This is a genomic window from Blautia sp. AF19-13LB (assembly GCF_003479105.1).
Lineage (GTDB): Bacteria > Bacillota > Clostridia > Lachnospirales > Lachnospiraceae > Fusicatenibacter > Fusicatenibacter saccharivorans.
The window spans coordinates 1-19,118 of record NZ_QUGO01000023.1; the positions used below are offsets into that span (position 1 = coordinate 1).

Annotated in this window: 19 protein-coding genes; 16 read left to right on the forward strand and 3 right to left on the reverse strand. The window is 46.8% G+C overall.

Annotated features, from left to right (window positions below; translation table 11 throughout):
• Positions 1–374: 374 nt before the first annotated feature.
• From DWX32_RS16885 to DWX32_RS16905, 5 genes are all read left to right on the forward strand, one after another.
• Positions 375–1,229 (forward strand): YitT family protein, encoded by an 855-nt coding sequence (locus tag DWX32_RS16885; RefSeq protein WP_022461234.1) that lies wholly within the window; start codon positions 375–377, stop codon positions 1,227–1,229.
• A gap of 256 nt (positions 1,230–1,485) precedes the next feature.
• The gene (rhaB, locus tag DWX32_RS16890) at positions 1,486–2,886 is read left to right on the forward strand and encodes a rhamnulokinase (protein ID WP_117804236.1); all 1,401 of its coding nucleotides are present in this window, start codon (positions 1,486–1,488) and stop codon (positions 2,884–2,886) included.
• A 34-nt stretch (positions 2,887–2,920) separates the two neighbouring features.
• Positions 2,921–4,342, forward strand: a complete 1,422-nt coding sequence (locus tag DWX32_RS16895; protein ID WP_118594590.1) for an arabinose isomerase — start codon at positions 2,921–2,923, stop codon at positions 4,340–4,342.
• Between the two features lie 45 nt (positions 4,343–4,387).
• A complete protein-coding gene (rhaD, locus tag DWX32_RS16900) occupies positions 4,388–5,209 on the forward strand; it encodes a rhamnulose-1-phosphate aldolase (protein WP_055265851.1) in 822 nt (273 codons plus the stop codon).
• A 210-nt stretch (positions 5,210–5,419) separates the two neighbouring features.
• Positions 5,420–7,102 carry an AAA family ATPase gene (locus DWX32_RS16905; protein ID WP_118594591.1) on the forward strand — a complete coding sequence of 561 codons (1,683 nt, stop codon included), beginning with the start codon at positions 5,420–5,422 and terminating at the stop codon, positions 7,100–7,102.
• 64 nt (positions 7,103–7,166) lie between these two features.
• On the opposite strand, the gene DWX32_RS16910 is transcribed toward DWX32_RS16905, so the two are convergent.
• Positions 7,167–8,099: an AEC family transporter gene (locus DWX32_RS16910; protein ID WP_118594592.1), complete on the reverse strand. Its 933-nt coding sequence runs from the start codon at positions 8,097–8,099 to the stop codon at positions 7,167–7,169.
• 586 nt (positions 8,100–8,685) lie between these two features.
• On the opposite strand from DWX32_RS16910, the gene DWX32_RS16915 reads away from it, so the two are divergent.
• Positions 8,686–9,330: an L-2-amino-thiazoline-4-carboxylic acid hydrolase gene (locus DWX32_RS16915; protein ID WP_118594593.1), complete on the forward strand. Its 645-nt coding sequence runs from the start codon at positions 8,686–8,688 to the stop codon at positions 9,328–9,330.
• Positions 9,331–9,398: 68 nt separating this feature from the next.
• Positions 9,399–10,205, forward strand: coding sequence for a class I SAM-dependent methyltransferase (locus DWX32_RS16920; protein WP_055227053.1), 807 nt, complete (start codon positions 9,399–9,401; stop codon positions 10,203–10,205).
• A gap of 128 nt (positions 10,206–10,333) precedes the next feature.
• On the opposite strand, the gene DWX32_RS16925 is transcribed toward DWX32_RS16920, so the two are convergent.
• Positions 10,334–10,990 (reverse strand): SDR family NAD(P)-dependent oxidoreductase, encoded by a 657-nt coding sequence (locus DWX32_RS16925; protein ID WP_118594594.1) that lies wholly within the window; start codon positions 10,988–10,990, stop codon positions 10,334–10,336.
• Positions 10,991–11,220: 230 nt separating this feature from the next.
• On the opposite strand from DWX32_RS16925, the gene DWX32_RS16930 reads away from it, so the two are divergent.
• From DWX32_RS16930 to DWX32_RS16955, 8 genes are all read left to right on the forward strand, one after another.
• Complete coding sequence (locus DWX32_RS16930; protein WP_055227049.1) at positions 11,221–11,952, forward strand: ABC transporter ATP-binding protein; 732 nt, start codon at positions 11,221–11,223, stop codon at positions 11,950–11,952.
• A complete protein-coding gene (locus DWX32_RS16935; protein ID WP_055219683.1) occupies positions 11,952–12,875 on the forward strand; it encodes a SufB/SufD family protein in 924 nt (307 codons plus the stop codon). The genes DWX32_RS16930 and DWX32_RS16935 overlap by 1 nt, the downstream gene beginning before the upstream one ends.
• Before the next feature lie 186 nt (positions 12,876–13,061).
• The gene (locus tag DWX32_RS20495; protein ID WP_256372640.1) at positions 13,062–13,193 is read left to right on the forward strand and encodes a hypothetical protein; all 132 of its coding nucleotides are present in this window, start codon (positions 13,062–13,064) and stop codon (positions 13,191–13,193) included.
• A 1-nt stretch (position 13,194) separates the two neighbouring features.
• On the forward strand, positions 13,195–13,323 hold the full coding sequence (locus DWX32_RS20500) for a hypothetical protein (RefSeq protein WP_256372840.1): 129 nt from the start codon (positions 13,195–13,197) through the stop codon (positions 13,321–13,323).
• 2 nt (positions 13,324–13,325) lie between these two features.
• Positions 13,326–13,736 (forward strand): hypothetical protein, encoded by a 411-nt coding sequence (locus DWX32_RS16940; RefSeq protein WP_117760510.1) that lies wholly within the window; start codon positions 13,326–13,328, stop codon positions 13,734–13,736.
• A 187-nt stretch (positions 13,737–13,923) separates the two neighbouring features.
• Positions 13,924–14,760: a pyridoxamine kinase gene (locus DWX32_RS16945; protein ID WP_118660682.1), complete on the forward strand. Its 837-nt coding sequence runs from the start codon at positions 13,924–13,926 to the stop codon at positions 14,758–14,760.
• Positions 14,760–15,419 (forward strand): TatD family nuclease-associated radical SAM protein, encoded by a 660-nt coding sequence (locus DWX32_RS16950; RefSeq protein WP_117760508.1) that lies wholly within the window; start codon positions 14,760–14,762, stop codon positions 15,417–15,419. Before DWX32_RS16945 ends, DWX32_RS16950 begins: the two co-directional genes overlap by 1 nt.
• An 85-nt stretch (positions 15,420–15,504) precedes the next feature.
• Entirely contained in the window at positions 15,505–16,887 is a 1,383-nt protein-coding gene (locus DWX32_RS16955) for a uracil-xanthine permease family protein (protein WP_118660684.1), read from the forward strand.
• Positions 16,888–17,169: 282 nt separating this feature from the next.
• On the opposite strand, the gene DWX32_RS16960 is transcribed toward DWX32_RS16955, so the two are convergent.
• Positions 17,170–17,652 (reverse strand): N-acetyltransferase, encoded by a 483-nt coding sequence (locus tag DWX32_RS16960; RefSeq protein ID WP_118660686.1) that lies wholly within the window; start codon positions 17,650–17,652, stop codon positions 17,170–17,172.
• 216 nt (positions 17,653–17,868) lie between these two features.
• Here DWX32_RS16960 and DWX32_RS16965 point away from each other — a divergent pair, with 216 nt between their 5' ends.
• Positions 17,869–19,110 (forward strand): Nramp family divalent metal transporter, encoded by a 1,242-nt coding sequence (locus DWX32_RS16965; RefSeq protein ID WP_118660688.1) that lies wholly within the window; start codon positions 17,869–17,871, stop codon positions 19,108–19,110.
• The last annotated feature ends 8 nt before the right edge of the window (positions 19,111–19,118 follow it).

Consider the following 19,118-nt stretch of genomic DNA (forward strand, 5'->3'; position numbering starts at 1 on the left):
TCACCACCCTTGCATATCATAGAAGAATCTTATTTACAGACTTTTTCTCACAGTCTCGCTTGGAGGTCTTTTTCTTTCTGTAAATATATTGGTAAACCTTTGATTTATTTATTTTTTTGAGACTAATGTTGGTCAATCCCTTTTCGCTCATGTTGTTCTTCTGATTACGTTGCAAGATAATGTTAAGTTTATTGTAGCATAGAACGAAAAAAAGCAATAAAAAGGATATGTATTACAGAAAGCTGACGGAAAAGCAATAACGATACACAAATATGTTGGAATGATTCCCGGAAAGGGTTTACAGATCTTCAAAATGCCATTAATATAAGGAAGGGATCTTCCCATCCATAAAAAATAAGATACGGAGAATTAACATGAAAAAACAATTGAAGGATACTCAGATTCTGTTGGAAATCCTGATCCTGACAGCAGCTGTTGCTATTATTGCAGCGGCAGTCTATTTTTTTCTGGTACCAAGCCATACTTCTGTCAGCAGTATTTCGGGTCTTGGTATCGTACTTTCCAACTTTGTACCGTTGCCCCTTTCCGCCATCACCATGATTCTGAACGTAGTACTTCTGATCATCGGCTTTTTTACCTGCGGAAGAGAATTTGGTGTAAAAACCGTCTACACCAGTATCATGCTTCCTGTTTTTCTTGGACTTTTTGAAAAAATCTTCCCGGATTTTGGTTCGATGACAAACAGTCAGGAGCTGGATGTTCTGTGCTATACACTTGTAGTCAGTGTGGGACTCAGTATTCTTTTTAACAGAAATGCTTCTTCCGGCGGACTTGATATTGTAGCAAAGATCATGAATAAATATCTTCATATGGAGCTTGGAAAAGCTATGTCGCTGTCCGGTATGTGCGTTGCCCTGTCTGCAGCACTCGTTTACGACAAAAAAACGGTAGTCCTGAGTATTCTTGGAACGTATTTTAATGGAATTGTTCTGGATCATTTTATTTTTGATCATAATATCAAACGCCGGGTATGTATCATCACTCCAAAGGAAGAAGAACTTCGGGAATTTATTCTTCATGAGCTGCACAGCGGTGCTACGATCTATGAAGCCTATGGTGCCTATAACATGCAGAAGCGCAAAGAAATCATCACGATCGTAGACAAGACAGAATACCAGAAATTGATGAATTTTATCAACAAACTTGATCCGAAAGCGTTTATCACAGTTTATAATGTATCCAACATGAGATATCAGCCTAAAATGTAAAAAAGTTCCGCAGCACCTCAATCACAGAAGTGCTGCGGAATTTTTTTACCGTAATTTCCTGTGAAAACGTTTCTTGAATTACCCCATGGAGCAAAAACTCCGGCGCGGCTGAAGGAGAAGAAGAGCGAACGGATGCAGATGGATACGATCAATGACATCGTTATAGTGCAAATAAGGACACTTTTTTAGACAAAGCGTGTTCTTTTTTTACCACATAAAGTTATCTATAATTAGAGACAGAAAATGGAGGAAGGGTATGAAAAGATATTATTTAGCAATTGATATAGGAGCATCCAGCGGAAGGCATATTCTCGGGCATATGGAAGATGGGAAAATGGTTCTCGAGGAAATTTACCGTTTCCCGAATGGAATGCAGAAACGGGACGGTGAGAAGGTGTGGGATATCGAGGCACTCTTTGAAGCCGTGTTGGCCGGAATGAAAAAATGCAGAGAACTTGGAAAGATCCCGGTGAGTGTCGGAATTGATACATGGGCAGTTGATTTTGTCCTTCTGGACAAGGATGATCAGCGGATCGGAAATGCCGTTGCTTATCGCGATGACCGCACGAAAGGAATGGATGAGGAGGTTTATCGCACGGTGCCGGAGGAAGAACTCTATGCATCGACCGGCATTCAGAAACAGATTTTTAACAGTATTTATCAGCTTATGGCGTGGAAGAAGAAAAAACCGGAACAGCTGGAAAAAGCAGAGACGTTGCTGATGATTCCGGATTACCTGAATTTCCTGCTTTCCGGCGTGAAAGCGCAGGAATACACAAATGCAACAACGACCCAGCTCGTCAATCCGGAAACCGGGGACTGGAACAGGGAGATGATTCAAAAACTGGGATACCCGGAGAAAATCTTCCTGCCGATCCGTGAACCGGGGACTGTGATCGGTCGTCTGAAAAAAGAAATTCAGGAGCAGGTCGGCTTCGACTGTGAGATTGTTCTTCCCGCAACACACGACACAGGCTCCGCAGTAGTCGCTGTGCCAAGCAATGAGGAACATGTACTCTACATCAGCTCTGGAACCTGGTCTCTGATGGGAACAGAATTAAAAGAGGCCGATTGCGGAACAGAAGCTATGCAGCACAATTTTACCAATGAGGGCGGCTACAACAGAAAATACCGTTTCCTGAAAAATATCATGGGTCTGTGGATGGTCCAGTCTGTGAAAAAAGAAATCGCAGAAGATTTAAGCTTTGGAACGATCTGCGAAATGGCATCGAAATGCACCATCCCATCTATCGTGGATGCAAACGACGATCGTTTCCTTGCACCGGAACATATGACAGCCGAGGTACAGAAGGCATGTGAAGAAAGTGGCCAGCAGATACCGCAGGGAATTGCAGAGGTTGCAGCAGTGATCTATAACAGCCTGGCAGTATGCTATGCAAAGACATTAAAAGAACTGGAAGAAAAAACAGGCTGCCGGTACCGAACTATTCATGTCGTAGGCGGCGGCGCCAATGCCGGTTATCTGAACCGGCTGACAGCAGAAAAGACCGGAAGAACCGTGCTGGCGGGACCGACCGAGGCAACTGCCATCGGAAATCTGGCGGTACAGATGATCACCGGAAAAGAATGCAGCAATTTGAAAGATGCGAGAAACTGTATTTTCCATTCCTTCGAAATCAAACAATATGAGCCATAAAAAATGAGACGAAAGGTTAAAAGGGGCAAAGAACATGTTAGTTGAAACAAAAGCAAAAGTAGGTGTATTTGCAATCGCACTGGGTGCATATCTGCCGCAGTTCCCGACGCTGGTTCCGGAATTTGAGGCACAGTATGATGCGTTCAAAAAGACGATTCCGGATACCGTTGAAATGATCGATGGTGGAATCGTTACAACGAAAGAATTATCGATGGAAGCAGGAGATAAGTTTCGTGCAGCGGATGTAGATCTTGTTATTTTACAGCTTCTGACCTACGCGACCAGCTACAATATGCTCCCGGCAGTCCGTGACCTGAATGTGCCGGTTGTACTTGTGAATGTGCAGAAACGGAAAGCACCGGATTATGCGAATACCGATACGCCAAAATGGCTCGGTGAGCTGTATGCCTGTGGAGCAGTCGGTGAGATGGTAGCCGATCTGGAGCGTGCAGGAAAACGTCATGCCGTTATCACCGGTGTTGTAGAAGGCGGAGATGCTTACGTGGCAAAGGAAATCGACGAGTGGTGCCGGGCAGCCCAGGTACGCAGAAGATTCCGCTACACCAATATTGCCCAGATCGGAAGACCATATCCGGGAATGATGGACCTGTATATCGATGAAACCAATCTTTACAACCGGATGGGACTTTATACGAAACAGTTCGACTGGGAGAAAATATGGGCAATCGCGGATCCTGTTACAGATGAGGCCGCAATCCGCGCCAAGGCAGAGGAGATTCTGGATACCTTTGACATCGAGGGCGGTGCAACGGTAGAGACCGTATGGGATATGGCAAAATATGTCGTTGCATTTGAAGAGTGGGTGAAAAAAGAAGAGCTTGGCATGGTGGCATCCCATTATGACGGCTTTGCAAAAGGGGTTGCCGGAAAACTGGACAGCATGCTGATTCCGGCATTTTCCATGCTGATCAAACAGGGTACAGCCTGTGCCGTAGAGGGTGATATGAAAGTTGCAATGGCAATGAGCATTCTGAAAACAATCGCCGGAACCGGTCAGCTTTCTGAGATGTATTCGATCGATTTCAATGAGGATATCTGTATTATTGGTCACTCCGGATCGGGAGATGCTGATATTTCGCAGGTGAGAAAACCGTCTATGAAAATCGTTGATGTCTTTCATGGCAAGACGGGCGGCGGATATCTGACGCAGTTTTATCCGCCGGTTGGCGATGTTACATACCTTGGAATTACGCAGGATAAAGACGGTCACTTTAAATTTGTTGCTGCAGAGGGTGTCAATGAGGATGGTCCGATCTTTACCTTTGGCGATACCAATATGAGAACACGTTTCTCTATTGGGGCAAGAGAGTTCTGCAACAGATGGAGTGAAGCGGGACCAACACATCATATGGCAGCTGCGGTCGGACACCATATTGATACGATTCTGAAAGTGGCAAAAATCCTGGATGTGCCGGTAGACGTTGTATGCCGGTAAATACCGATAAAAGAAGAGAAAAGAGAGAAAGAAGAGGGAAATAACATGAAATTTTTAGATGCAGAATTTGTAAAAGGCTTTATCCGTATGGCAAATGATGGCTGGGAGCAGGGATGGCATGAGAGAAACGGCGGAAACCTTTCTTACCGTGTGAAACCGGAAGAGGTTGAAGAGGTAAAAGAAAATTTTGAGGCCAGAGAGTGGAATCCGATCGGAACCGCCGTTCCAAATCTTGCGGGAGAGTATTTCCTGGTAACCGGAAGCGGAAAATATTTCCGAAATGTCACAATCAAACCGGAAGACAGCATCTGTATGATTGAGCTGGATGAAAAAGGTGAAAATTACCGCATCGTCTGGGGTCTCGTCAACGGAGGACGTCCGACCTCAGAGCTTCCGAGCCATCTGATGAACCTGGAGGTAAAAAAACTTCAGGACGAAAGATACCGCGTTGTGTACCATGCACATACCACCAACGTGATCGCGCTTACCTTTGTTCTGCCGCTGGAAGATAAAGTATTTACCCGCGAACTCTGGGAGATGGCAACCGAGTGTCCTGTTGTATTCCCGTCCGGAATAGGTGTCGTTCCGTGGATGGTTCCGGGAGGCAGAGAGATCGCCGTTGCCACGAGCGAGCTGATGAAGAAATATGATCTTGCTATCTGGGCACACCACGGCATGTTCGCCGCCGGCTTTGATTTTGACCTGACCTTCGGTCTGATGCATACCGCAGAAAAATCTGCAGAAATCCTGGTAAAAACACTTTCTATGCAGCCAACGAAACGCCAGACGATCACACCGGATGAATTCCGCCATCTGGCAAAAGACTTCGGCGTAACACTTCCGGAAGAGTTTTTGTATGAGAAATAAAACTGGAAACTGATAGTGAAAAATGGCCGTCTGATCCTTGCACTGAGGAATGGGACGGCCATTTTTTTGCTGTGCAGAAGAAAAAGTCTATTAATTTCTTTCGGAATTTGATAAACTATAAGATAAGATTATCGATTAGAAAACAGTGGAACATTTCATTATCAGACAGAAAATGCTGGTGTGTCTGCGCTCAGAAAGGAAAGATGAAATATGACTTCAGCGATTAGTATAGGAAAGCAGGATTTTGCTTCCCTTCGAGAAAATCATTATTTTTATGTTGATAAAACCGATTTTATCAGACAATGGTGGGAAAGTGGAGATGACATTACGCTGATCACACGTCCGAGAAGATTTGGCAAAACATTGAATATGAGCATGCTGAATTGTTTCTTTTCCAGACAGTATGCAGAAAAAGGTACCATCTTTGAAGGGCTTTCCATCTGGAAACAGGAAAAATACCGCAGACTGCAGGGAACTTATCCGGTGATTTTTCTGAGCTTTGCGGACGTAAAACAGAATAACTATCAAGATGCAGTGCAGAAGATAAAAAATATTATTGTAGATGCTTATCGCCAACATCGGTATTTGGAGCAGGAAGAATGCTTTACGCAAAATGAGAAACAGCAGATGCTGGAAATTACAGAAAAAATGAGTGATGTGACAGCACAGGATGCATTAAAAAATCTTTCCAGTTATTTGAATCTTTTATATGGAAAAAAAGTTTTGATCTTTCTGGATGAATATGACACGCCCATGCAGGAAGCCTATATTCATGGATACTGGGGTGAATTTGCCGGATTTATGAGAAGCCTTTTCAATGCGACGTTCAAAACAAATCCATATCTGGACCGCGCTGTGATGACTGGAATTACCCGTATTTCCAAAGAATCTGTTTTTTCGGACCTCAATAATCTGACGGTTATTACAACAACATCGGATGCCTATGCAGACTGTTTTGGTTTTACAGAAAAAGAGGTATTTCAATCATTAGATCAATTTGGAATGCCGGAAAAGAAAGAGCTGGTAAAGCAATGGTATGACGGATTTTGCTTTGGCACGCATCGTGATATTTACAATCCGTGGTCTATTACAAATTATCTGAAAGAGAAAAAACTGCGGCCCTACTGGGCAGCTACAAGTTCCAATGGATTGATCAGCAAACTCCTGCAGTCGGCATCGGTAAATATGAAGGAAGAACTGGAAAAACTGATCAACAGACAACAAATTGTAGTTAATTTTGATGAGCAGATTATATTTGGACAATTAGAACAGGATGAAAGTGCGGTATGGAGTCTGTTGGTGGCAAGCGGTTATCTGAAAGTGGAGGAGATTGAATACAGAGGACTGACGCTGGAGCCGTGGTATTCTCTTTCCATCACAAATCTGGAGACTGTGAGCATGTTTTCGAATATGTTCAAAAGCTGGTTTGCAGCGGCATCTGCCAATTATAATGAATTTATCAAAGCATTGCTGAATGGGGATGTAAAAGCGATGAACCTCTATATGAATGATATTGCACTTGCTACATTTAGTAATTTTGATGCTGGAAAACATGCGTCCGAGCGGAGCCAGCCAGAGCGGTTTTATCATGGATTTGTACTTGGGCTGCTGGTGGAAGTGCGAGATCTTTATGAGGTGCGTTCCAATCGGGAAAGTGGGTATGGAAGATACGATGTGATTCTAATTCCCAGAAATTTGGATCGAGATGCTATGATTCTGGAATTTAAAGTAAAAGAAACGGAAGAAAAAACGCTGCAGGAAACGGTACAAAAAGCACTGGCGCAGATTGAAATAAAGAAATACGACGCGGAACTGAAAGAACGGGGAATCCCAAAAGAAAGAATCCGGCATTATGGATTTGCGTTTGAAGGGAAAAAGGTATTAATTGGGTAATAGAAAACGCTGTCAATGCTTCTCTGGAAGGGGAAGCGGGACAGCGTTTTTTTGTTAATTGTGATTAGATTACCATCTGAAGCAGCATTACCATAAGCGGCATCGTCACAATAGAAGCCAGCGTAGTAACAACATTGATGGCACTGGCATAGCGCGAATCGTTGCCGTATACCTGGCACATCTGGGTAACCGTGGAAGCAGATGGCGTGATGATGGCGAGAAAAACGATCAGAATCAGTGTCGGTCCGTCAGCGGAAAGGTCGGCGAGATGGCTGAGTTTTAAGAGAACAAGCGCCATCAGCGGAACGGCGATCAGGCGGAGAAAGGTCACGAAGTAAATCCGTTTATTCGCAAAAATCTGACGGAAGTCCATGCCGGCAAAAAGCATACCCGTAACAATCATACTGGCAGGGCCAACCATGCTTCCGACAGAATGAAACGTATTGTTGACCAGCGCAGGAAGCCGGATGCCCGTGAAAAAAAGAAGAATTCCGACGAAAATAGAAATAATATTGAGGTTCAGAACAATCTTCTTCCAGTCATAGGAAGCCTCACGGCTGATCACCTTTTTGCAGTGCGTCCAGAAAAAGACAAGCTGTACGCTCATATAAACACAGCTGTAAAGCACCCATTCCGCTCCTAAAACAGCCGTCACAAGCGGCACAATCAGATTGCCGGAATTGGAGTAGTAAACAGAAGTTATCTCAACCGCATCCAAATGAAACACCCGTCCAAGAGCTGAAACCGCAAAAAGAAGCACAACCTGCATCAGAAGCGAAGCCGCAAACGCAACCAGCAGCCCCCGCACTGTTTCCGGCGTGTAATCGACCTGAAACGCATTCAGAATCACGCAGGGAATGATCAGGTACAGCACAATTTTCGACAGAACTTTGCTGTCCTCATCCTTTAAAAGTCCGGCTTTTACGATTAAAAAGCCCATAAAAATCATAAGAAAAAGCTGCGCGATCTGCTGCGCAAGAAGAATACTGATCGTCATAAAAATCTCCCCATATGTGTGCCTTATAGAAAATATTATAAGGTGGAGAAGAGGGGATTTCAATTTCTTTTTGAGAGATTTGGGTCGAAATAATGGTGAAAATATAAGAAAAATGGCTGTTGACCAAAAGAAAATGCTGTCATATAATATATTCGACAAGAGAGCCGTTGGTCAGTGTACACCTGACCGCCGGATAAAGCTTCTAACTAAAAATAGCGCCTAACTTTACCAGAGCAGGGGCGCTATTTTGATTTGACAAAATTACACGATTGCAATATAATATACTTAACAAGACAGCCGGAAGGTGAGCGCAATCACCCGATCTGGCGAAAATATTAAATAGCTATAAGAAGTGGCCATCCATGCTTACCAGAGAGCAGGATGGCCATTTCTTAATTTCTATAATAAAGGAAGGCTGAATTATAGTCAAGAAATTTTTGCGATTTTAAAACAAAGTAATAAAAAGTGTGATATAATAACCTCATAATGAAAAGTAAAATTCCGCCTATTTTTCTACATTGTAGGCGGCAATTTTACACCTGCCAGTTAGTGAATCCTAATAAAAGTAAGATGGAGGTACCCGCCCATGATGGAATACACCAGCAAATATTGGAACATGCTGACTCCTTTAATAAAGAAAAGTCTGCTAAAACGCTACGGAAAAGAGGAGACCGCAGAGCTTCTCCGCAAGACCAACCAGATCTACCGCGACATGCTTCGCCGCGCCGATGATATCGGAAAGGACAACCCGATGGCGTCGAATCTCTATGAAGGCCTCATTTTTCTTGCGCTCTGGGATGCGTCGGACAAACAGATTTATGTGGATGAACTGCGTACAATCTCAGAGGAGATGATGTCCTTCCCGCTTCTGAAAGCCATGGGCCTGATGATTAATGCGAATAAGAAGAGCGGCATGGCGCGGATTGCGAAGATGATGCATAAGGATGCCGCCTGGCTGGAAGCACATCCGCAGTATAAGGCGTATTCGTGGGATTTTCATTTTGATGAGACGAAGCATCAGGACGGTTTTTATTACCACTTCACCCAATGTCCCCTGAACACATTCGCCCGAAAAGAGGGCTATCTGGAAGTGCTGCCGATTATGTGCGACATTGATTACAAGACAGCAGCCCTGATGCACGCGAAGCTCTACCGTGACCATACACTGGCAGGCAGCGGTGAGGTCTGTGATTACTGGTTCGTGGGGGACAAGGTGGAAAATCCGAAATAAAATAAGACCGGGACGGAACCGGTGAAATGGATCGAAGAATATAAAACACAGAAGGGAGATCACCCAGAATGAGCAATGAAAAAATAAAACCAAAACTGAATGGAACTGCCGAGACGATGCTGCAGTGCTTCTACGCCCGTGCCATGCACAGCAGAAATCCGAAAAACAAGTTCCGCGACACCAAAGCAGAAGAGCTGATTGACCGCATCGACTATGATTTCAGCAATGCGAAAAAGGACACAGCAATGAGCGGCGGAATCGTAGCGCGGAGTGTTGTGTTTGATGAGCTGGTCAGCGACTTTATCCGAAAGAACCCGGATTGTACCGTCGTCAACATCGCCTGTGGTCTGGACACACGGTTTTACCGCATGGATAATGGAAAAATTACCTGGTACAATCTCGATCTGCCGGAGACGATTGAGGTGCGCGATTCCATCTATCAGGAATCCGGCCGTGTTTCCACGATTGCGTGTTCCGTGCTCGACCCGGCATGGGCCGATCAGGTAAAAGTGCGGGGCAAAATGCTTTTCATTATCGAAGGTCTGACCATGTACATGAAAGCGGATGAGGTCAGAATGATGCTCGCCATCATCCGCGATCATTTCGACAATGCCTACGTCTGCATGGAAACGCTGTGCCCGTACTTTGTAAAGAAAGAAAACATCGAAAAATCTATTCAGGCGACGGGCGCGACGTTTACCTGGGGTGCGAACAGCTTTGCAGACCTGGGCGACATTGCCGCCGGTTTCCGAAAAGTAAAAGACGACAACATCGCCCGCGGTATGGAAACGCTGAATCCCATTTACAAGCTGGTGATGTGGATGCCGATCATCCACAAATTCGCAGAGAAAATTCTGGTGTTTGAAAAAGCGTAAGAAAAGAAATGAAAAGAAATGAAAAGAAATGAAAAGAAATGAAAAGAAACAGGCAGCCCGGCAGCGGAAAAGCTCAAAAAGCTTCCGTGCAGGGAACCTGTTTTTTGTTTGTGCAGGAAATTAACAAATCATTCATCCGGCCACACAAAATGTGCATTCCCCGCCTCAAGGCCGTCAATCAGAATATTCTGTCCCGTGCAGAACCGGTTCGTCACGGTCATAAAATACGCCCAGTCCGCTGCTTCCTCGACGGTCATCCACCGTTTCAGCGGCGTCAGCTCCATGATATGATCCCAGAGCTTTTGGTCTTCTGTGACAGGCAGATTCAACTCGGTCAGTACGCCGCCGAAATCAAGGCTGTTGCACGTTCCGCCATACGGTGCAATGCGGAGTGCCACGTTTTTCGTGTAGGCGAGCACACCGCCCTTGCTTGCGGTGTATTCCGGAAATTCAGCTCCGGTATGGCCGCTGGCCGAGCCGATCATGAGGATGGCGCGGATGGTGTCATGAATTCCGTACGCCTCCGTGATTGCGATGGTTCCCTTTAAATTGATATCAATATCATCCTCGTTCTGCACACCGGCGTTGTTGATGACAATATCAAAAGGCGCAAGTGCCGGATACTGTTCTTTGGCGCGGATATCAAGGCAGAAATGAGTATACGAATCCTGGCTGATCGAAGCCTCCTTCCGGTCAAATCCGGTAACATCAAAGCCTTCTTTTAAAAATTTCTCCGCAATCGCCTTTCCGATTCCGGAGCTGGTTCCTGTAATAAGTACACGCATACGATAACCTCCCGATGAAATATTACCCTCATTATACCGCAAACACAGCATGCGATCCAGAAGAAACGAAAAAGAATGCAGGAAAAGAAAATGTTACGGGAAAAATCACTGCATAAAACAAAAGAGTCTCTCAAAACCACAACAAATAATTGACAGATTTTAGGAGAAGGAGTAGAGTTTTTGAAAGGGGGATTATCCCTGCAAAGAGTGAAAACAAAAGAGGTGCAAATATGCTGAAAGTAGACAATCTTACCTTTGAAGTAAACGAAGAGGGAAGAAAACGCTGCCTCGTCAACCACATCAGTTTTGAGGTAAAGGACGGGGAAATGCTGGTGATTACCGGACCGAACGGTGGCGGAAAATCAACGCTGGCCAAAGTGCTTGCAGGAATTGAGGACGCCAATGGCGGAGAAATCTTCCTGGATGAGGAAAATATTACCGGTTATGATATTGACCACCGTGCAAACGCCGGCATCGGCTATGCATTCCAGCAGCCGCCGCGTTTTAAAGGAATGACGGTGAAAAAAATGCTGTCGCTGGCAGCCGGAAAAGAACTGACGGAAGCCGAGAGCTGTAAACTCCTCTCCGCTGTCGGACTCTGCTCTGCCGATTACCTGAACCGCCAGATGGACGGTACGCTCTCGGGAGGAGAGATGAAGCGTCTGGAGATCGCAACGGTTCTTGCAAAACCGCATAAGGTCAGCATTTTCGATGAGCCGGAGGCCGGCATTGACCTGTGGAGCTTTTCCATGCTGATCAAACGGTTTGAAGAAATCCACAAAGAGAAGAAAGAATGTCTGATCCTCATTTCCCATCAGGAACGCATTATCCAGATGGCAGACAAGATCATGGTGATCGAGGACGGCCAGGTGAAAGAATACGGTACAAAGGAAGACGTACTGCCGACCCTGTTCCAGCAGAAAACAGGCCGGATGTGCGGCCAGGAAGGAGGCACATGCTGATGGTACAGGTAGATGAGACAACCCAGGGCGTATTAAATCAGATCAGCGAGGGATTTGAGCAGAAAGGGGCATACAATCTCCGCCAGAACGGCATTCCGCTCTGCCACGGTGACAGTGAACATATCAAAATCCGCAAAAAAGAGGATAAGCCGGGCATTGATATTTTGATTGACGGCGAGACAAAAGGCGAAAAAGTATTTATCCCGGTTGTCGTCAGCGTTTCCGGTATGACGGATCTTGTTTACAATGATTTCTACGTTGCGGACGGCGCCGATGTTACGATTGTAGCGGGCTGCGGTATCCACAACGGCGGCTGCAACGACAGCCGGCACGACGGTATCCATACGTTCCATGTAGGAAAAAATGCCAACGTGCGCTACGAGGAAAAGCATTACGGAGAGGGAAACGGAACGGGACAGCGGATTCTGAACCCGGTGACAAATATTGAAATCGGAGAAAATTCCGTTTTTACGCTGGATACCGTACAGATTAAGGGCGTTGACTCAACAATTCGTACGACGAATGTTGTGATGGATGCAAACTCCAAACTGTTCGTGCTCGAACGTCTGATGACAGACGGTGACCAGAAGGCAGAGTCGGATATTGAAGTATGTATGAACGGAAGCGGTTCTTCCGCACAGATTATTTCACGTTCTGTCGGAAAGGGCAATTCCTCACAGGTCTTCCATCCGAAGGCAGTCGGCAAAAACAAATGCCACGCCCATATCCAGTGCGATTCTATCATCATGGATCACGCCCAGGTCGGATCTATTCCGGAGATCCAGGCAAAGCATGTGGATGCGGCAATCATCCACGAGGCGGCGATCGGACGGATCAATGATGAGCAGCTATTGAAACTCAGAACGCTCGGCATGACGGAAGCGGAGGCGGAAAACGTCATTATTGAAAACTTCCTGAGCTGAAGAAAAAAAGGAAACAAGAGAACAAAAAAGAGGCATTTCCAGTCTGCATAGATGGAGATTCCTCTTTTTGTGCATTTTTCACAAAAACAGGTAGTAAATTTTACTAAAATAAAAAGTAAAATATTTTGACTTTTAACATATGATAAATTTGTACTGTTGAAAAAAGGAAAGATACAAGATAGAGAAATGGGGAAAGCGAAAATGGGTATTGTGATCAATCATTCCGAAAATATTTTCCTGCTGCAGACCAGATCCAACAGCTATGCGTTCGGCATTGACGATCAGGGACTGGTAAGACATACAGAGTTTCTTCCGTGATATGAAAAAATACGAAGAGGCGATGGAGGCTCCGGTGAAGAACGAGGTGGCGATCGTGTACGATTACGATTCCCTGGCATCGTTCCGTATCCAGCGCCAGAGCATTCTGCTCGATCCGGCGGAACCGTAATCGTGACGTACCGCCACGCCGTGAAAGATGCGGACAACAACGTTCCGTTCGGCGAGACACTGCCGGTGCACTACAATGCGCTTGCGGGGCTGACCGTAGAAGAGACGGAGAGACTGCAGGACTATGATGCATTCCCGGTTGTGGGAAGCGGCGTGTTCGAGGGCGTGGAAGGCACAGGCGGAATTTTCTGTGATATAGGCCTTGTGGAGCTCGAGCTCATCCCGGGAACGCGGAACAAAAAGAGGATTCTGCTGACGGATGCCGGACGGGAACTGGAGAAAAATACGACGGACCGGCTGCGCGGGGCGGAGATCCGTGCATATGGAAAACTCTCGGCAGAAGAGCTGAACAGCTATCTTGAGATGACAAGAAAGCTGACGGCAGCGCTGCGCGAGGAGACGGAAAAACTTTAAAGAGAGAGCAGAAATGAATCAGAAAAAAGACAAAATTCAGTTATCCGATCATTTTACATACGGGGCGGTCTATTTCCCGACAGTCCCTTTTCTTTTTGTCTGGAAAAAACTTGTAAATAAGACGCGAGTGTGCAAAAATAGACATAAAACAGATGCGGAGGCATCCTGAAAAAAAGAGGAGAACAACATGGAAAAACAGAAAAAGATAGCACTGATTAACGATCTGACAGGCTTTGGCCGGTGCTCGACGGCTGTGATGGCGCCGATCGTGTCGGCGCTGAGGATTCAGGCGGTGGCAGTTCCGACCGCAATTCTCTCAGCACACACGCAGTTTCCGACGTATTACTTTGATGATTATACTGACCGGATGAAGGATTACATTCAGACCTATAAGGATCTGAAGCTCGATTTCGATGCGATCTCGACCGGCTTCTTAGGATCGGAACAGCAGGTGGATATCGTGCTTGATTTTATCCGCCATTTTAAGACGGACCGCAACTTTGTCATCGTCGATCCGGTCATGGGAGACTATGGGAAGCTGTATCGGACGTACACGAAAGAGATGTGCGAAAAGATGAAAGAACTGGTTCACTACGCGGATATCATCACGCCGAACCTGACAGAGCTCTGCACACTGACCGATGCGCCGTATCCGGAGAACGGGGCTTCGATTGAGGAGCTGAAAGAGATGTGCGGAAAACTGGCGGAGCGGGGACCGAAACACATCGTGGTGACGGGCATCCACTTTAACCAGACGCAGATTGCCAACTTTATCTATAACAAAGGCGAAGACTTCCAGATTGTCATGGTAGACCGCATCGGCGGCGACCGGAGCGGTACGGGAGATGTCATTGCGGCAATTATCGCAGGCATGTATCTGAACGGCCACAGCCTGTACGAGTCGGTGAAAAAGGCGGCGGATTACGTATCGAAATGCATCCGCTACTGCGAAGAAAACGAAGTGCCGAGCTACTGGGGACTCTGCTTTGAAATGTTTATGAAGGACTTAACGGAGGAAGCGTAATGTATTTATATACTGTAACCGGAGCCGTCGGCGAGGAAGGGTATCTCGACCTTGCAAAGAGCGGCGATCTTACCGGAAAAAATGTCTATGTCAACATGACAAACAAATGCCCGTGCAGCTGTGTGTTCTGTCTGCGCCAGACGAAACAGCAGCAGGAGGGAAATACACTGTGGTTAAAAGAGGGCGAGCCATCCGTTGAGACGATGCTGGAGCTGTTCGCACAGTACGATCTGAACGTGATCAATGAACTGGTCTTCTGCGGCTTTGGAGAACCGCTTGAGCGGCTTGAGGATGTCTGTCGGGTGATCGATTCCTTAAAAGAAACGTATCCGAACCTGAAAGTGCGTCTGAATACGATCGGTCTTGCCAACCTGATCTATGGAAGAGATGTCACCCCGGAATTAAAGGGAAGATTTGATACCGTCTCGATCTCTTTAAACGCGCCGGATGAAAAAGAATTTCTGGAGCTCACACGGTCGAAATTCGGCATCCAGTCGTACGAGGCGATCAAGGAGTTTGCAGTACTTGCAAAACAGTATGTGCCGAATGTTGTGATGACCGTTGTCGAGAAAGTTATGCCGGAAGAAAAGATTCAGAAATGCCGGGAAATCTGCGATGAATTAGGTGTTACCCTTCGTGTCCGCCCGTTTGAAAATTAAAGCGTGCGGAACGGAATCTTTCGCTTGTATTTCCAGAATATAACGCCTATAATGGGAGGGAAAAACAAAAGAGAGGGAGAGACGTATGAACGAGTCTAATGGAGTCATCCGCGATGCGAGAAAGCTCGGCATTCTTAAAATGCTGATTCTCGGATTGCAGCACATGTTTGCCATGTTCGGTGCAACCATTCTGGTGCCGATTCTGGTAAACAGCTACTTTGTAGATGCATGCGGCGAGGGGCCGTCCCGCGGTCTTACCGTATCCGTCACACTGTTCTGCGCCGGCTTTGGAACGCTGCTGTTCCATCTGTGCGCGAAATTTAAAGTACCGGCATTTCTTGGTTCTTCGTTTGCATTCTTAAGCGGTTTCGCCGCTGTTGCAAACCTGAATACCGGAAAATATGCCAGCATGAGTGTCAACGACAAGGCAGCCTATGCCTGCGGAGGTATTGTGGTAGCAGGTCTTCTGTACCTGATTTTTGCCTTGATCATCCGCATGGTCGGCGTCAAACGCGTGATGCGCTACCTGCCGCCGGTTGTCACAGGTCCGGTTATCATCTGCATTGGCCTCAGCCTTGCTGGTTCCGCCATTAATAATGCTTCGACGAACTGGTTCCTGGCACTGGTTGCGCTGGCAGTCATCATCATTTTCAACATCTGGGGAAAAGGAATGTTCAAAATCATTCCGATTCTGATGGGCGTTGTGATTGCCTACGCTGTGGCAGTTGTCCTGAATGCACTCGGCATCAAAAATCCGGACGGATCCGTGATCATCAACTTTGCGCCGGTTGCACAGGCAGGCATCGTCGGACTTCCGCCGCTGCAGCTCTGCAAATTCGATCTGACCAGCATTATGATCATGGCACCGATCGCGATCGCGACCATGATGGAGCATGTCGGTGATATGTCGGCGATCTCTGCAACCGTAGGAGAGAACTTCCTTTCTGATCCGGGCCTGCACAGAACCCTGCTCGGTGATGGTCTTGCAACCGCAATGGCAGGTTTCATCGGCGGACCGGCCAACACGACGTACGGCGAGAACACCGGCGTTCTGGAATTGAGCCGCGTACATGACCCGAGAGTCATCCGTATTGCCGCAGTCTTTGCGATTATCGTCAGCTTCATTCCGAAGGTATCGGCACTCATCAGCACCATGCCGTCCTCTATCATCGGAGGCGTCAGCTTCATGCTGTACGGTATGATTTCTGCCATCGGTGTGCGCAACGTGGTAGAGAATAAAGTAGACCTGACCAAATCGAGAAACCTGATCATCGCGGGAGTCATCTTTGTCTGCGGACTGGGCTTCAGCAACGGTCTCTCCTTTACGATCGGCGGAACGACCGTCACCCTGACTGCACTTGCCATTGCAGCCATCGCAGGAATCCTGCTGAACATGATTCTGCCGGGCAATGATTACGAATTCGGCGTAAACGAGACTGGAGACGAGAACAGAGGAATCCACGCATAAAGAAAAATGCAAAAGAAAATCCGTTTTTTCTGCATCTGTATTCTGCACAAAGGAATGTGCAGAAACAGAGGGGAAAAAGCGGATTTTCTTTGTATTTCGGTACGGGCAAGTGTATACTGAAGAGTAAGAAGATGTAAGGTTGGTAAAAAAATGACACACGAAAGATCGAAAAAGGGGATGATGGGACAGGTCGTCGGATCCTTATATTACCTGGATCCAACGGTGATTCCGCGGCTGAAAAGTCTGCGAAGCGGTGACGATCCGGTGTTTTCGTTTGGTGTTTTATTTTACGCGCTCAAATGCAATCCGCGGAGAGTGGTTCAGTACGTAGATGATGCCGCGCCGTTCAAATCCGTTTTTCTGGATCAGATGCTGCATGATTTGATTGTCCGTATGCGTATCGACGCGCAGGTGCGGGATCTGTGTCCAGCAGTAATCGACGATCTGGGAGAAAAATCCGTGGATTGTTCCGTCTGAGGCAACCTGGTGGATCGTGCCATACGGCGCATCGGAGAGCCAGGAGCCGTCGTCGATCTGCAGATACGTCGGATCCTCACCGATGATGAAGGCAAACGCGCCGTACAGCGTGCCGTTTTCTTCCAGGACAAAAAGCTGTTTGTCACGGATTCTGTTGTGAATCAGCTCCTCCGGCGGAAAATGGTTTCCCCACTGATTCGGATTTCCGGTTTCCTGCATAAAAGAGCGGGCGTACGCATAGATTGACATGATCGAAGTAAAATCCTCCGGGACGGCAAGTCGTATCATGATAAAAATTCTCCTTTTAGTTCAAAATAAGCAGTTTTATTGTAGCACAGCGGACGATGAAGCACAAGAAAGAGAAAACAGAATTTGACTTTTTGAAAAATCCCATGTACAATGCAGTTAGTTGCAACTAACTAAAGCAACCAAAACCACAACAAAACGATTTCTGCCGGTTCTGGATGGGCCGGTTCCGCATCAAATTGTCAGAAAGGAAAGAATATGAAACAAAATCGAAAACGAAAAGAGACGGCGGGCATGAATTTTCTCCGCTATCTCGGCCCGGGACTTCTTGTCACGGTCGGTTTTATCGACCCGGGAAACTGGGCATCCAACATTGCCGCCGGATCGGGTTACGGCTACGAGCTTCTGTGGATGGTCACCCTGTCCACGATCATGCTGATTTTTCTGCAGCACAATGCGGCGCATCTCGGCATTGTCACGGGAAAGTGCCTCTCGGAGGCGGCGAGCCTCTATCTGCCTGCGTGGCTGAAAAACACGATTCTTGCGACGGCGATGATGGCAGCGGTGGCGACCGCAATGGCGGAGATCCTCGGCGGTGCGATTTCGCTCCAGATGCTGTTCGGCATTCCGATCAAGCTCGGCAGCATGATGATTCTCGTGCTGGTTCTGATCTGTGAGTTTACAAGTGCTTACAAACGGATTGAAAAACTGATCATTGTGTTTGTCTCGCTGATCGGCTTTTCGTTCCTCTTTGAGGTCTGGATCGCCGATATCGACTGGGCGCAGGCGGCTGTCGGCTGGGTAAAACCGTCGTTTCCAGAGCACTCAATGCCGGTCATCTTAAGCGTCCTCGGTGCGGTCGTCATGCCGCACAACCTGTTTCTCCACTCGGAAATTATTCAGAGCCGCCAGTGGAATCTTGAGGATGATGAGGTGATTGCGCGCCAGTTAAAGTATGAGTTCAAAGACACCCTGTTTTCCATGATCATCGGATGGGCCATCAACAGTGCAATGATCCTGATGGCGGCCGCAACGTTTTTCCAGCCGCAGAATGCAAAGCAGGTGGATGATCTCGCAACGGCGGGAAAGATGCTGATACCGCTCCTTGGAAATGCCGCATCGGTGATTTTTGCAGCAGCGCTTCTGCTCGCCGGAATTTCATCGAGCATCACCGCGGGAATGGCGGGCGGAACGATTTTTTCGGGGATTTTTAACAAGCCGTATGAGATCAAGAGTAAGGAGACACGCTGGGGAATCCTTCTTACCATGATCCCGGCCGCAGCGGTCATTCTTCTGATTGATTCCCCGTTCCAGGGCCTTCTCTATTCACAGATGTTCCTTGGAATGCAGCTCCCGATTACGGTATTTACACAGATTTATCTGACGTCCTCGAAAAAAGTCATGGGAAAATACGCGAACAGTCTGCAGCTGAAAATTGCCCTGTTTGCGATTGCAGTGATTGTGACACTGCTGAATATCGCGCTGCTGTTTGTGCAGTAAAAAGAATG